The organism is Mycobacterium sp. DL440 (assembly GCF_011745145.1).
In the GTDB taxonomy this organism is placed as follows: Bacteria; Actinomycetota; Actinomycetes; order Mycobacteriales; family Mycobacteriaceae; genus Mycobacterium.
Genome location: NZ_CP050191.1, coordinates 2,370,803 through 2,385,391 on the forward strand (window position 1 = coordinate 2,370,803; position 14,589 = coordinate 2,385,391).

At 67.1% G+C, this 14,589-nt stretch carries 15 protein-coding genes; 11 read left to right on the forward strand and 4 right to left on the reverse strand.

The features are described from left to right. Nucleotides 1-9 precede the first annotated feature (9 nt). Complete coding sequence (prcB, locus tag HBE63_RS11525; RefSeq protein WP_371814967.1) at nt 10-807, forward strand: proteasome subunit beta; 798 nt, start codon at nt 10-12, stop codon at nt 805-807. After that, entirely contained in the window at nt 808-1,569 is a 762-nt protein-coding gene (gene prcA / locus HBE63_RS11530; protein WP_166904864.1) for a proteasome subunit alpha, read from the forward strand. A 5-nt stretch (nt 1,570-1,574) separates the two neighbouring features. Here the strand turns inward: prcA and HBE63_RS11535 are convergent, their stop codons facing one another. After that, the gene (locus tag HBE63_RS11535; protein ID WP_166904865.1) at nt 1,575-2,012 is read right to left on the reverse strand and encodes a hypothetical protein; all 438 of its coding nucleotides are present in this window, start codon (nt 2,010-2,012) and stop codon (nt 1,575-1,577) included. A 35-nt stretch (nt 2,013-2,047) separates the two neighbouring features. Here HBE63_RS11535 and HBE63_RS11540 point away from each other — a divergent pair, with 35 nt between their 5' ends. Next, entirely contained in the window at nt 2,048-2,233 is a 186-nt protein-coding gene (locus HBE63_RS11540; RefSeq protein ID WP_166904866.1) for a hypothetical protein, read from the forward strand. Here the strand turns inward: HBE63_RS11540 and HBE63_RS11545 are convergent. Continuing rightward, nucleotides 2,213-3,337, reverse strand: a complete 1,125-nt coding sequence (locus HBE63_RS11545; RefSeq protein ID WP_166904867.1) for a hypothetical protein — start codon at nt 3,335-3,337, stop codon at nt 2,213-2,215. The two genes, HBE63_RS11540 and HBE63_RS11545, sit on opposite strands and share 21 nt — an antisense overlap. A 144-nt stretch (nt 3,338-3,481) precedes the next feature. Between HBE63_RS11545 and pafA the strand changes: the two genes are divergently transcribed. The 8 genes from pafA (at nt 3,482) to HBE63_RS11580 (ending at nt 12,569) form a co-directional block, all read left to right on the forward strand. Continuing rightward, entirely contained in the window at nt 3,482-4,840 is a 1,359-nt protein-coding gene (gene pafA, locus HBE63_RS11550) for a Pup--protein ligase (RefSeq protein ID WP_208301349.1), read from the forward strand. Nucleotides 4,841-4,858: 18 nt separating this feature from the next. After that, nucleotides 4,859-5,848 (forward strand): YafY family protein, encoded by a 990-nt coding sequence (locus tag HBE63_RS11555; protein WP_166904868.1) that lies wholly within the window; start codon nt 4,859-4,861, stop codon nt 5,846-5,848. Further along, entirely contained in the window at nt 5,845-6,834 is a 990-nt protein-coding gene (locus tag HBE63_RS11560; protein ID WP_166904869.1) for a YafY family protein, read from the forward strand. Before HBE63_RS11555 ends, HBE63_RS11560 begins: the two co-directional genes overlap by 4 nt. A 30-nt stretch (nt 6,835-6,864) precedes the next feature. Continuing rightward, on the forward strand, nt 6,865-7,116 hold the full coding sequence (gene tatA / locus HBE63_RS11565; RefSeq protein WP_166904870.1) for a Sec-independent protein translocase subunit TatA: 252 nt from the start codon (nt 6,865-6,867) through the stop codon (nt 7,114-7,116). Between the two features lie 76 nt (nt 7,117-7,192). After that, nucleotides 7,193-8,149 carry a twin-arginine translocase subunit TatC gene (gene tatC, locus HBE63_RS11570; protein ID WP_166904871.1) on the forward strand — a complete coding sequence of 319 codons (957 nt, stop codon included), beginning with the start codon at nt 7,193-7,195 and terminating at the stop codon, nt 8,147-8,149. Continuing rightward, nucleotides 8,139-10,895: an RNA helicase gene (locus HBE63_RS11575; protein ID WP_166904872.1), complete on the forward strand. Its 2,757-nt coding sequence runs from the start codon at nt 8,139-8,141 to the stop codon at nt 10,893-10,895. Before tatC ends, HBE63_RS11575 begins: the two co-directional genes overlap by 11 nt. A gap of 214 nt (nt 10,896-11,109) precedes the next feature. Next, nucleotides 11,110-11,316 carry a hypothetical protein gene (locus HBE63_RS31900; RefSeq protein ID WP_371815021.1) on the forward strand — a complete coding sequence of 69 codons (207 nt, stop codon included), beginning with the start codon at nt 11,110-11,112 and terminating at the stop codon, nt 11,314-11,316. 437 nt (nt 11,317-11,753) lie between these two features. After that, complete coding sequence (locus tag HBE63_RS11580; protein WP_166904873.1) at nt 11,754-12,569, forward strand: DUF4333 domain-containing protein; 816 nt, start codon at nt 11,754-11,756, stop codon at nt 12,567-12,569. Between the two features lie 123 nt (nt 12,570-12,692). Here the strand turns inward: HBE63_RS11580 and HBE63_RS11585 are convergent, their stop codons facing one another. Together HBE63_RS11585 and HBE63_RS11590 are read right to left on the reverse strand one after the other, a co-directional pair. Continuing rightward, nucleotides 12,693-13,652, reverse strand: a complete 960-nt coding sequence (locus HBE63_RS11585) for a 5'-3' exonuclease (protein ID WP_166904874.1) — start codon at nt 13,650-13,652, stop codon at nt 12,693-12,695. Beyond that, complete coding sequence (locus tag HBE63_RS11590) at nt 13,649-14,515, reverse strand: hypothetical protein (protein WP_166904875.1); 867 nt, start codon at nt 14,513-14,515, stop codon at nt 13,649-13,651. The genes HBE63_RS11585 and HBE63_RS11590 overlap by 4 nt, the downstream gene beginning before the upstream one ends. Nucleotides 14,516-14,589: the final 74 nt, after the last annotated feature.

Sequence of the window (14,589 nt, forward strand, 5' to 3'; positions counted from 1 at the left end):
TCTGTAGCCATGGATCTGTCGTCTTTCTCTGAGCTGTTGCGTCGGCAGGCCCCCGAGCTGTTGCCCGTCAACCGGATCGCCGACAGCGCGATCAACGCGACCAACGCGGTGCCGCACGGAACGACCATCGTGGCGATCAAGTACCCCGGCGGGGTGCTGATCGCCGGCGATCGTCGCTCCACGCAGGGCAACATGATCGCCGGGCGCGATGTGCAGAAGGTGTACATCACCGACGAGTACACGGCGACGGGCATCGCGGGTACCGCGGCCATCGCCGTGGAGTTCGCCCGGCTCTATGCCGTGGAGCTGGAGCACTACGAGAAGGTCGAAGGGGTGCCGCTGACGTTCCGCGGCAAGGTGAACCGGCTGGCCATCATGGTGCGGGGCAATCTCGGTGCCGCACTGCAGGGTTTCGTCGCGCTGCCGCTTTTGGTGGGTTTTGATGTTGATGCCGCCGATTCGGAGAACGCCGGGCGCATCGTGTCCTTCGACGCCGCAGGCGGGTGGAACATCGAGGAAGAGGGCTACCAATCGGTGGGCTCGGGCTCGATCTTCGCCAAGTCCTCGATCAAGAAGCTGTATTCGCAAGCGGTCGACGCGGATTCGGCGCTGAAGGTGGCCATCGAGGCGCTCTATGACGCCGCCGACGACGACTCCGCCACCGGCGGACCCGATTTGGTACGCGGCATCTATCCGACCGCGGTGACTCTCGGCGCCGGTGGGGCCGAGGAGATCACCGAGGAACGCATCGCCGAGCTGGCCCGTGAGGTCATCGCGCGCCGGACCCGGACAGGCGGTGAGGGGTAAATGAGCTTCCCGTACTTCATCTCGCCTGAGCAGGCGATGCGTGAGCGCTCCGAACTGGCGCGCAAGGGCATCTCCCGCGGCCGCAGCGTTGTGGCGTTGGCGTACGACAGCGGCGTGCTCTTCGTCGCGGAGAACCCGTCGCGCTCCTTGCAGAAGGTCAGCGAGCTCTACGACCGGGTCGGCTTCGCCGCCGTCGGCCGGTTCAACGAGTTCGACAACCTGCGGCGCGGCGGCATCCAGTTCGCTGACACCCGCGGCTACGCCTACGACCGTCGGGACGTGACCGGCCGCCAGCTGGCCAACGTCTACGCGCAGACACTCGGCACGATCTTCACCGAACAGGCAAAGCCCTACGAGGTTGAGCTGTGCGTGGCCGAGGTCGCACACTTCGGCGAGACGAAGGCCCCCGAGCTGTACCGGATCACCTATGACGGGTCGATCGCCGACGAGCCGCACTTCGTCGTGATGGGCGGCACCACGGAGCCGATCATCGCTGCGCTGGGGGAGTCCTACACCGAGAACGCCGATCTGGCCGCTGCGGTCAAGATTGCGGTGGAGGCGCTGGGCGCGAGCGGTAATGGATCCGAGGCACGCACGCTGGGTCCGTCGACACTCGAAGTCGCGGTGCTCGACGCCACCCGCCCGCGGCGGTGTTTCCGCCGGATCACCGGAGCCGCACTGGAAGCGCTTCTGCCCGAGGCGGTTTCGGACAAGCCGGCCGATGAAGAGTCGTCGGCGAAGCCGAAGAAGTCAGCAAAGTAGGTTGATCACCGCCCGTCGGTGTCCTCGGGACGCCAGCCGACGTAGGTGAACCACAGTCCCATCGCGGTCAGCAGTAGGAAGAAGCAACGGGCGGCGATGAGCAGCCCGGCGCTGGTCACGGTCGCGTCGGCGCCGGACTCAATGGCCGACGGGATGGCCATCATGGCGGCCCCGCGCAATGCGACGAACCAGCCGAACAGTGAGATCAGCACCGCGGTCACGCTGTGCCAGTACTGGTGGAAGGCGATCACGACCAGCCCCATCAGCAGCATGGCGGCCCCGAGGATCCAGGGCAGGGTTCCGCTGGTGAACAGGTCACTGAGCAGGTCGCCAAGGCTGGGCAGCCGGATCGCGATGATCAACGTGGCGATGGCGACGAAGGGGCCGAGGACCCGGGCGAACGCGCGGGTGCGCTGCCGGGCCTGCGGTGTGGGTTGCGGCATGTGCGGCGCATGAGGCCGCAGGCATCATCACCGGAATGGGGCTACACCTGGCTGATGCGTTCATCGACGCGATTGAGGCCGACGGCGCCACGGGTTCCGATATCAGTGGGCCAAATGCCCAAAAGGTGGTGGGTGCCTATCTGCAGGCATTCGAACGCATCCTCGGCGTCCCCGCCGGGGCGCTGGACGACCCAACGCTGTCAGGTCAGGGGGAAACGTAGCTTCGCGACGGCGGTCTGGTTCCAGATGCCGGCGCTGATCTCGTCGGCCCGCACGGCGTAGGCCGCACCGCCGTTGTCGAGGACCGTCACCGCGACGCGGGACAGGACGTCATAGCCGGAATCGTCGTAATGCAGCGCTCCGGTGGCTGCCTCGATCCGGCCCACCACATCGACGGTGAAGTTGTACACCAGCGTGTCCACCGCCCCGGCCGTCGCGGCCCGGGTGATATCGCCGAGATCGGTGGCCACCAGACCCTTGCTGATGTCGTTGCCCAACTCGTCGACCCAGGCGCTGGCCTGCTCGGCGTTGAGGGCGGGCAGCGACTCACGGATGGCGCCGTCGATCTGATCGGGCCGCAGCTGGTCTGCCGCGCCGGGAACGGCCACGATCCGGCGTTTGTGATCGAGGCGGCGGTACATGTCGAGCAGCGGGTCCGTGGCGAACAGGTACAGCGGCCGCGTCGACGACGGATCGAGCTGTCCCAGTTCGCCGTCCACCGCATCGGCGATCCGCTTGGCGTACTGCTCGAGCAACACCTTCTTGCCCTCGTCACCGACCAGGCGCCGCACATGACCCCGGTCGCGCACAGTGGCGCGGTTGGTCGCATCGGCGACGTCGACGGCGTACTCGCCGGTGAGCTCCAACTCCTCGGCCCGTGTACTCGCGGTCGCCTGCCACAGGTTCCAGCCGTCGGCGGACAGCGTCAGCGCGTAGGCCTCCTGAGGCGTGGTGACCGCCCGCACCAACTGGCCGATGCCGAAGTAACTGCCCACCTGCAGCTGGCTGTCCAGAGCGTTGGGCAGGACGTAGGCCTCGTGGAAGTCATCGGCGATGAAGATGGCCACCGAACGGGACAGGCTCAGCCACAGTTCCGATTCGGCAATCTCATTCCAGCGTGATCGCAGCTGTTCCTCCACGGCATGCCGCGCCCCGGATTCGCGGATCGTGCGCAGGGCCCGGTCCACCGCGCTCTTCGCCGTCAGCACGCTCTTCTCCCGCTCGTCCGGTCCCGGTGCGGTTTCCGCGTAGACCGTGATGGCGTTCTCGTGGGGCTCGCCAAGGCGGATCAGGTCGGCAACATCGGGCAGTTCATAGCGGGGCATCACCACTCCTTTGTCTGGGCTCTTCTCCAACCCTATGCCTGCGAGGGGCGCTGACCAGGGTCAAAAGTCCTAGAAGGCGGCACCACGAACACGATGGACGAGCTTGCCCACCGTTACCGTCAGGCACCCCGTAAGCTCGATGGCGTGCAGCGACGAATCATGGGCATCGAGACGGAATTCGGTGTGACCTGCACGTTCCACGGCCATCGCCGGCTCAGTCCCGACGAGGTGGCCCGCTATCTGTTCCGGCGGGTCGTGTCGTGGGGCCGCAGTTCCAACGTGTTCCTTCGCAATGGCGCCCGGTTGTATCTGGATGTGGGCAGCCACCCGGAGTATGCGACCGCCGAGTGCGACAACCTGACCCAGCTGGTCACCCACGACAGGGCAGGCGAGCGCGTCCTTGAGGACCTGCTGATCGATGCTGAGCAGCGGCTCGCCGACGAGGGCATCGGCGGCGACATCTACCTGTTCAAGAACAACACCGATTCCGCGGGCAACTCCTACGGCTGCCACGAGAACTATCTGATCGTGCGGGCCGGTGAGTTCTCCCGGATCTCCGACGTGCTGCTGCCGTTCCTCGTCACCCGCCAACTCATCTGCGGTGCGGGCAAGGTGCTGCAGACGCCGAAGGCCGCCGCCTTCTGCCTGAGCCAGCGCGCCGAGCACATCTGGGAGGGTGTCTCCAGCGCCACCACCCGCTCGCGGCCGATCATCAACACCCGCGACGAGCCGCACGCCGACGCCGAGAAGTACCGCCGGCTCCACGTCATCGTCGGCGACTCCAACATGTGCGAGTCCACCACCATGCTCAAGGTGGGCACTGCCTCGCTGGTGCTGGAGATGATCGAGGCCGGTGTCCCGTTCCGCGATTTCTCGCTGGACAACCCGATCCGGGCCATCCGTGAGGTCAGCCACGACCTGACCGGTCGCCGTCCGGTGCGGCTGGCCGGCGGCCGGCAGGCCAGCGCCCTGGACATCCAGCGCGAGTACTACAGCCGGGCCGTGGAGTACCTGCAGACGCGCGAGCCGAGCACCCAGATCGAGCAGGTGGTCGATCTGTGGGGCCGCCAGCTCGACGCGGTCGAGAGCCAGGATTTCGCGAAGGTCGACACCGAGATCGACTGGGTGATCAAGCGCAAGCTGTTCCAGCGCTACCAGGATCGCTACAACATGGAGCTGTCCGATCCGAAGATCAGCCAGCTCGACCTCGCCTACCACGACATCAAGCGCGGTCGTGGGGTGTTCGACCTGTTGCAGCGCAAAGGCTTGGCCTCCCGGATCACCACCGACGAGGAGATCGATGCCGCGGTCAACACCCCGCCGCAGACCACGCGGGCCAAGCTGCGCGGCGAGTTCATCAGTGCGGCACAGGAAGCCGGGCGGGACTTCACCGTGGACTGGGTGCATCTCAAGCTCAACGACCAGGCTCAGCGCACCGTGCTGTGCAAGGATCCGTTCCGATCGGTCGACGAGCGGGTCAAGCGCCTGATCGCCAGCATGTGAGCTTTAAGCTTTCATCTCGTGGCGGTATCCAAAGTCGAGCGGTTGATAAATCTTGTCATCGCGTTGTTGTCCAGCGATCGGTTCCTGCCGGCCGACAAGATCCGCAACAACGTCCAGGGCTATGAGGACAGTCCCACCGATGAGGCGTTCTCCCGGATGTTCGAGCGCGACAAGAACGAGCTGCGCGACCTGGGAATCCCGTTGGAGACCGGGCGGGTTTCCAAGTTCGACCCGACCGAGGGCTATCGCATCAACCGCGAGGAGTACGCGCTGCCCGCTGTCCAGTTGACGGGTGATGAGGTGGCGGCGGTCGCGGTGGCCACTCAGCTGTGGCAGTCGCCCGAGTTGATCACTGCGACGCAGGGGGCCCTGCTGAAGCTGCGTGCCGCGGGCGTGGACGTCGATGCCGACGGGGCCGGTGTGGCCATCGCCTCGACTGCGACGCTGCCCGGGCTGCGCGGCTCTGAAGAGGTGTTGCGCATCCTGTTGTCGGCGATCGATTCCGGGCATGCGGTGCGGTTCCGGCACCGCGCCTCGCGCAACGCCGAGCACACCAGCCGCAACGTCGAGCCCTGGGGCGTCGTCACCCATCGTGGCCGGTGGTATCTGGTCGGACACGATCGCGATCGCGACGACACCCGTACCTTTCGTCTTTCCCGCATCGATCCCGACGTGAGCACCATCGGGCCGGCCGGCGCGGTGGCCAAGCCCGAAGAGGTCAATCTGCGTGACATCGTCGCCCGTGCGGTGTCCGAACTACCGACCGGTGAACAGGCCAGGGTATGGATCGCCGGTGGACGCGCCACCGCGCTGCGCCGTCAGGCGATCGAGACCGTGCCGCGCACACTGGGCGGGCGCGCGGGGGAGGAGATCACCGTCGACATCGGAATGTTGGACCGGCTGGCCCGTGAGATCGCCAGCTACGGCGTCGACGCCGTAGCGCTGGAACCACAGTCATTGCGCGACGACGTGGTGAGCCGGTTGCGGGCGCAGGCGGAGCGGTCATGAGTCAGGTTTCCAGCCGGCTGGTCCGGATGCTCAACATGGTGCCGTATTTCCAGGCCAACCCGAAGGTCACGCGTTCGGCGGCCGCGGCCGCCCTGGGGGTGACGGCCAAACAGCTCGACGACGATCTGCGACAGCTGTGGATGTGCGGACTTCCGGGCTACAGCCCCGGTGATCTCATCGACTTCGACTTCGAAGGGGACACAGTCGAAGTCACCTTCAGCGCCGGTGTCGATCGCCCGTTGCGCCTGACGTCGACGGAGGCCACCGGCATCCTGGTGGCCCTGCGTTCGCTCGTCGACGTGCCCGGGATGGTCGACCCCGAGGCCGCTCGCAGCGCCATCGCCAAGATCGAATCGGCGGCGGGCAGCCAACGCGCTGGTGTCGAGGAGAGCGTGCCCCAGGAAACCGGGGCGGCCGCGGCGGTACGGGCCGCCGTGCGTGACGCTCGTGCACTGACCTTGGAGTACTACTCGGCGTCACGTGATTCGCTGACCACGCGCACCGTCGACCCGATCCGCGTCGTGCTGATCGGCGACAACAGTTACCTGGAGGCGTGGTGTCGCAGCGCCGAGGCGGTCCGGATGTTCCGGTTCGACCGGATCGTCGCGGCAGAGCGTCTCGCCGATGCCGCTGTGCCGCCGTCTCCGGCGGTGCAGGCCGGTATCGATACCTCGCTGTTCGATCCCGACACCGCGGACCCGTCGTTGCCGTCGGCGACCTTGCTGATCGACCCCTCCGCGTCGTGGATGTTCGACTATTACCCGTTGCGGGTGGTCAATGAATTGCCCGACGGCGCGTGCGAAGCAGTGATGACGTACGCCTCGCTCGAGTGGATGGCGCGCTTCCTGCTCGGATTCGGTTCGGCGGTGCGGGTGTTGGCCCCACCGGAACTCGCGCAGCGGGTGCAGGAATCCGCCGGAGAGGCGCTGCGTGTCTACGACGCGGTGGCGCCGCTTGCTTACGACGCCGACGACGCACGCGGGTAGACTCGGCACCGACGTCTGGAGGTAACCAAATTGGGTGGTCTACAACCCTGGCACTGGATCATTGTTATCGCGGTGTTCGTGCTGCTTTTCGGTGCCAAGAAGCTGCCGGACGCCGCCCGGTCGCTCGGTAAGTCGATGCGGATCTTCAAGTCGGAGATCAAGGAGATGCAGTCGGATTCGTCCGGGTCTTCGGCCGACGCACCGCAGCCCGCGAAGCCGATAGCTTCCGAGCGGGTCGAGGCTCCTGCCCCGGAGCAGTCCCCGGACCGCCACACGGCCTGACCGGTCCGGCAACCGATCGCGGTCATCGTCCCGCGATGCCGTTTCGCGTCTACGACCAGGCCGCTAGAACACGCCCGTGACCTCCGGATTCATCAAGAAACTCGATCCCCGCCGCCGCCAGTCGCGGGTCAACCCCGACGGCACGATGTCGTTGGTCGACCACCTGCACGAGTTGCGCAATCGTCTGCTGGTTGCCGTGGCCGCCGTTCTGTTGACGACGATCTTCGGCTTCCTGTGGTACACCCATGGCGTCTTCGGCCTGCAGAGCCTGGGGGAATGGCTGCGCGGCCCCTACTGTGCGCTGCCGGCCTCGGCGCGCGCCACCATTGCCCCGGACGGCGAATGCCGCCTGTTGGCCACCGGCCCGTTCGACCAGTTCATGCTGCGCCTCAAAGTGGCGCTGGCAGCCGGGCTGGTGCTGGCCTGCCCGGTGTGGCTCTACCAGCTGTGGGCGTTCATCACGCCGGGCCTGTACAAGAAGGAACGCCGCTTCGCGATGGCGTTCGTCGGCGTCGGCGCCCTGCTGTTCATCAGCGGCGCGATCCTGGCCTACGTGGTGCTGGCCACCGCGCTGGGCTTCCTGCTCACCGTCGGCAGCGACGTGCAGGTCACTGCGCTGTCGGGCGACCAGTACTTCGGGTTCCTGATCAACCTGCTGCTGGTGTTCGGCATCAGCTTCGAGTTCCCACTGTTGATCATCATGCTCAACCTGGTCGGCATGCTCAGCTACGAGCGGCTCAAGGCCTGGCGCCGCGGGCTGATCTTCGGGTTGTTCGTGTTCGCGGCATTCGCCACCCCAGGTTCCGACCCGTTCACCATGCTGGCGCTGGCCTGCACGCTCAGCCTGCTGCTGGAGTTCGCCATCCAGGTGGCGCGGATCAACGACAGGCGCAAGGCAAGGCGCGAGGCACTGGAGGTGCCAGAGGATGAGGCCGCGCCGATCCCGACGGCGGAACCGATCAGAAGCCCGGAGGCTGTGACAGAGCCAGATTTGGGTCCGTCGCGGACCGACATCGACGACGATGCCACCTGATCCGGGTGACCAGATCGGCGGTGAGCTGACGAGGTTCACCGTCGAATATCCGTTCGCACTCGACGATTTCCAGCTGCGCGCCTGCCGTGCGCTGGAAGGCGGCCACGGCGTGTTGGTCTGTGCGCCCACAGGGGCGGGCAAGACCGTGGTCGGCGAATTCGCCGTGCACCTGGCGCTGGCGGCCGGCGGAAAATGTTTCTACACCACGCCGATCAAGGCGCTGAGCAACCAGAAACACAACGATCTGGTGGCCCGCTACGGTGCGGACAAGATCGGGTTGCTGACCGGCGATCAGTCCATCAACGGCGACGCCGACATCGTGGTGATGACCACCGAAGTGCTGCGCAATATGCTGTATGCGAATTCGCCTGCGCTGCACGGACTTTCCTACGTGGTGATGGACGAGGTGCACTTCCTGGCCGATCGGATGCGCGGTGCGGTGTGGGAGGAGGTGATCCTGCATCTGCCCGAAGAGGTGCTGCTGGTCAGCCTGTCCGCCACCGTCAGCAATGCCGAGGAGTTCGGTGGCTGGATCCAGACCGTCCGCGGCGACACCACCGTCGTCGTCGACGAACACCGGCCCGTCCCGCTGTCGCAGCACATGCTGGTCGGTCGGCGGCTGTTCGATCTGTTCGAGGGCACTAACAGTTCCCTCGTCGACCCGGACCTGCTGCGCCACATCAGCCATCGGCGTGAGGCCGACCGGCTGGCCGACTGGGAACCACGGGGCCGTGGACGCGGCCGGGGAGGCGGCCGTCCCCAGCTGTACCGGCCGCCCAGCCGGCCCGACGTCATCGCCACCCTGGATGGCGCCGGGCTGCTGCCTGCCATCACCTTCGTGTTCTCGCGGGCTGGATGCGACGCAGCGGTCCAACAGTGCCTGCGTGCGCCGTTGCGGCTGACCACTGAGGAGGAACGCGGCCGGATCGCGGAGATCGTCGACCGCCGCTGCGCCGACCTGGCCGAATCCGACCTGATCGTGCTGGATTACCACCAGTGGCGTGAAGGTCTGCTCCGTGGGTTGGCCGCGCACCACGCCGGCATGTTGCCGGTGTTCCGCCACACCGTGGAGGAACTGTTCACCGCGGGCCTGGTCAAAGCGGTGTTCGCCACCGAAACGCTGGCGTTGGGGATCAACATGCCCGCCCGCACCGTGGTGCTCGAGCGTCTGGTGAAGTTCAACGGTGAGCAGCACGTTCCGTTGACGCCGGGCGAGTACACCCAGCTGACCGGGCGGGCCGGGCGTCGCGGCATCGACGTCGAGGGCCATGCGGTGGTGCTGTGGCGGCCAGACGACAGCAATGCCGAACCCGCGGAGGTCGCCGGCCTGGCCTCAACCCGAACCTTCCCGTTACGCAGCTCGTTCGCGCCGAGCTACAACATGACCATCAACCTGGTGCAGCAGATGGGACCTGAACAAGCCCACAAACTGCTGGAGCGTTCCTTCGCCCAGTACCAGGCGGACCGGTCGGTGGTCGGGTTGGTCCGAGGGATCGCGCGTGGCGAGCGGATGATGGGCGAGCTGGCGACCGAACTCGGCGGTCCAGACGCGCCCATTCTCGACTACGTCCGGCTGCGGGCCACCATCGGTGGACGCGAGCGTGCGCAGTCACGGGCCTCGCGCCTGCAGCGACGCAAGGCGGCCACCGATGCCTTGTCCGCGTTGCGCCGCGGCGACATCATCACCATCACTCAGGGGCGCCGCGGCGGATTGGCGGTTGTGCTCGAGCCTGCCCAACGCGACAGCGACGACCCGAGACCGCTCGTTTTGACCGAACATCGTTGGGCCGGCCGGATCTCGTCCGCCGACTACTCGGGTGCCTCGGCCCCGCTGGGCGCGATGACGCTACCGAAACGGGTGGAGCACCGGCAGCCGCGCGTACGCCGGGACCTGGCCTCGGCATTGCGTTCGGCCGCGGCCGAACTGTCGTTGCCCTCGGTGCGGTCGGGCCGGAGCCCAGGCGCCCCCGAACGTGACGTCGATCCCGAACTCGCCGGCCTGCGTGACGAATTGCGTGATCATCCGGCACATCAACTGCCGGATCGTGAAGCGCAGGCGCGAATCGCCGAACGCTATCTGCGCATCGAACGTGACAACGCCCAGATCCAGCAGAAGGTGAACGCGGCGACGAACTCGCTGGCCCGCACTTTCGACCGGATCGTGGCCTTGCTCAGCGAACGCGGGTTCATCGAGGCCGAATCCGGAGAACCGCGCGTCACCGATGCCGGTCGGCTCCTGGCCCGCATCTACAGCGAGAGCGACCTGCTGGTCGCCGAATGCCTGCGTGCCGGTCTGTGGCAGGGCCTGCAGGCGGCGGAACTGGCCGCGGTGCTCTCGGCGGTGCTGTTCGAGTCCCGCGGGGACTCCGCGGGCGGTGTGCTGGGCGTCGACGTTCCCACCGCGGGCCTGCGCCGCGCGCTGGCCCAGACCCGACGGATGTCGGTGGACCTGCGCGGCGACGAACAGCGGCACCGGCTGGCCCCGGGGCGCGAACCCGACGAAGGATTCGTCACCGCCGTCTACCGCTGGGCCACCACCGGCGATCTGGCTGCCGCCCTGGCCGCCTCCGATGTGAACGGGTCGGGTTCGACGCTCTCGGCGGGCGATTTCGTGCGGTGGTGCCGCCAGGTGCTCGATCTGCTCGACCAAGTCCGTAATGCCGCGCCGCAATCCGCCCTGCGCAATACCGCGAAACGCGCTGTCAACGATGTTCGGCGCGGCGTTGTTGCTGTTGATGCGGGGTAGCAGCTGTTCGCGTGATAGCGCGTTCTAGTGAGTTGATTGTGGTGTGAATTTGACGGAGTGGGCGCGGTCGGAGGATGTGCATCCTCAGACGGCGTATCGCGGGTTTCGAGACGGCACGTCGCGGGTGCCGGCGGTTCGGGTGAATCAGCGCACGGTGTTTGTGAACCCGGGTGGCGGTGCCGCGCCTGCTGGTGGTGCGGGTTTGTACGCGCGGGTGTCTTCGCATGATCAGCGTGCGGATTTGGATCGGCAGGTGGCTCGGCTCAGCGAATGGGCGGTCAGGGCGGGTTTGTCGGTGCTCTGGGTCAGGATGTCGGTCATGGACAGTGAGCGTCGGACACTTCGCGGGATCACCGATCCGGTGGTCGCTGCGGCGCCACCGTGGCTGGCATACCCACCGCGAAGTTCCGCACCCGCTTGACCTCCATGGCGGCCCGCCGCGACATCGCGATCATCGGCGTCGATCCCGCTTACACCAGCAAATGGGGCGCCCAACACTGGGCTCAACCTTTACAGCAACAGACTTCCGACCCGGTCACCCGCCATCACGGCGCGGCGACCGCGATCGGCAGACGTGGCCTCGGACAGAAGATCAGGCGACGGCCGGCAGGTCCCCGCAACGGACAGAGGACCGTTGCGGGCACACCACCGGCCAGGCCCGACCCTCAACCGGACTACCTTGGTAGGCACGGCAGTTCCGGCCCACCGCCACCCACACGATGGGTCGCGGTCCGCCGGAGAACACCCGCCGCCAGCGGCCAACACCGTTCGGGCCGCAACCGAGCAGAACTCACATCTGCTCACTCATGAGGAACGGTAGGGTGTCTGAGGCGACACCGAACAGGATCAAGGAGAACCATGAGCGGACCGCAGGGATCTGACCAGGGACAACAGTGGCCCGGTCAGCAGCCCGAGCCCGGGGCGGATCAGGCGTCGGGCGCCGAGGCGTGGCAGCCGCCGACCCCCGCTTCCGAGGACGCCACGACCAATGCTCCGGCCTGGCAGCCTCCGGCGTACACGCCGCAGCAGTATCCGTCGTACCCGCCGCAGCCGCAGGGAGTTCAACAGCCGGATTATTCGCAGCCGCAACAGCCCCAGCAGCCGCAGTACCCCGGGCCTGACCAGTACGCCCAGCAGCAGGCGTACCCGCAACCCGGCCAGCAGCCCCAGTACGGCCAGGTGCCCGGTTATGGGCAGCCGCCTCAGTACGGCCAGCCGGGTCAACCCGGTCAGTTCGGTCAGCCGGGTCAACCCGGTCAGTTCGGTCAGCCGGGCCAGTACGGCGCTCCCGGCCAGTTCGGCCAGTACGGCATTCCCGGTGCCGACCAGGGCTCCAAGACTTCACTCGGAGTAATCGGCGGCGTTGTCGGCGGCGTCGTGGCGCTGCTGCTGATCATCCTGGCGGTGACCGCATTCTGGCTACCCGGCTGGGCGGTCACGACCAAGCTCGACATCAACAAGGCCCAGAGCGGCGTCGAGCAGATCCTGACCGACAAGACCAACGGCTACGGCGCCACCAAGGTCACCGGCGTCAAGTGCAACGACGGCGAAAATCCGAAGGTTGCGAAGGATTCGACCTTCGACTGCGAGGTCACCATCGACGGCACCAAGCGCAAGGTGACAGTGACTTTCAAGGATGACAAGGGCACCTACGAGGTCGGTCGGCCCAAGTAGTCCTACCTGTCGCCACCCGTCGCCGGTTTCCATATCAGGGTCGCTCCGCCGCAACGCGGACGGCCCTGATGTCGAAAGCGGCGCGACAGCGTAGCCACACCGAGGTAGCCACGCCGGGCGCGATCACCCAGGCAGTCGGTCCAGGGCCGACTGCAATCGGCTGATCGACGAGGTCACCCCGTACGCCGCGGCCAGGTCGGCGACCCGTGCCGGGTCGTCGGCGGCCAGCGGCAGTTCATCGGTTGTGTTGGACAGGCGCACCGGGGCGTCGACGGCCACCCGCACCACCGGTTCAGCTGCGGCCAGGTAGTCGACGGCGGCCAGCAGTTTGGCCCGATGTGCTTTGGACAGTGAGGATTTCGGGTCCTGGGCGGCCTCCTGGATGCCCTCCAGCGTGCCGTGTCGAGCCAGCAGCGCCGCGGCCGTCTTCTCGCCGATCCCGGCAACGCCGGGCAGACCGTCGGAGGGGTCACCCCGCAGCAGGGCCAGCTCCGCGTACGCCGGTCCAGCCCGGTCGATCGGAACTCCGTACTGCTCGGCGACTTCCTGCGGACCGAACTTCGTCGCCTTGGCCAGCCCGCGGCCGATGTAGAGCACCCGCACGGCAGGGGCCGGCTCGTCACGCACGAGTTGCAGCAGGTCACGGTCACCGCTGACCACCACCACCGGATCATGCTGCTCGCGCGTGGCCAGCGTGCCGAGCACGTCGTCGGCTTCGAAACCGGGCGCCCCGGCGGTCGCGATGCCGAACGCGTCGAGCAGCTCCATGATCATGGCGACCTGCGGGGTGAGATCGTCGGGAACCTCTTCGACATCAGGGGTCCCATCGGGCTGGGGCTCTTCAACCCGGTGCGCCTTGTACGACGGCACCAGGTTGACCCGCCACTGCGGTCGCCAGTCGTCGTCGCGGCATACCACCAGCCGGCGCGGTCGCTCCCGGGTGACCAGTGTGGCGATGGAGTCGAAGAATCCGCGTACCGCGTTCACCGGCCGGCCGTCGGGCGCCTTGATCGACGACGGCACGCCGAAGTACGACCGGAACCACATGCTGGCGCCGTCGAGCAGCAGAACAGGGTCGTTCATCGGTTTTCCTCCATCCGACCGAAGACATAGGACGCGGCGGTGACAGCCTTGCCGTCGGCACCCTCGTCGTGCAGGGTGGCCCGCACCGCGATGGTGCCGCCCGCGCCGGACAGCACCTGGGTGTCGACCCGGAACGGGCCGGCCTTGCCGCGGGCCAGGAACATCACGTGCGACGAAAGGCCTTGCAGCGCATCGGTACCGGCGGCGGCAGCGCTGGCGGCGACTTCTGAGGCGGCCGTCTCCAGGATCACGAACTGCAGACCGATGTGCAGTGCGGCGTCCGGTGAGGCCACCTCCACTGCCAGTTCTGGCAGTGCCCAGTGCCCGTCGGGACGCTTGGTTCCGCCGAACACCTGCCACAGCGGCGGCAGATCCGGACCGTCGGCGATGTCGATCGGGTCGACGGGCATCTTCTCCAGGCCGTGCGGTGGCGTGCCGATCGAGATGCCCTGCCCCTCGGTGAGCGCGATGACGCGGTCCGGGTTGTCCGCGTCGACGATCACGGACCGGCTGTAGGCCAGTTGCCTGCCCTGTTTGAGTACCTCGGTGTCCACCCGGATGCGCTTTACATCGCGCGCCGGGTCCAGCACCTGACAGGAATGGATCACCGGGTTGGGCACAGCCTCCAGATCGCTCAGCCCGCCGCTGTCGGGCGAAGAGATGCCCAGCACCGCGAGCAACAGACCGCCGGTCGAATTGCGCATGTCGCGACGCAAGGTCACCGTGTCGTCGACCGGGCCCAAATCCATCGAGGAGTACGAGCGCCCGAGATAGCGGTAACTCAGCAGGCCGCCCCAGCGGCTGCGCAGCTCGGCGGCATATGCCTCGGGATCGTCGGTGAGATCACGGATATCACGCAACATTCCAGCGACAGTAGCCGGTGCGGGGCGCCCGCCTGGACGGACACCACGACGGCGCAGCGATTAGCCTCGGTGCC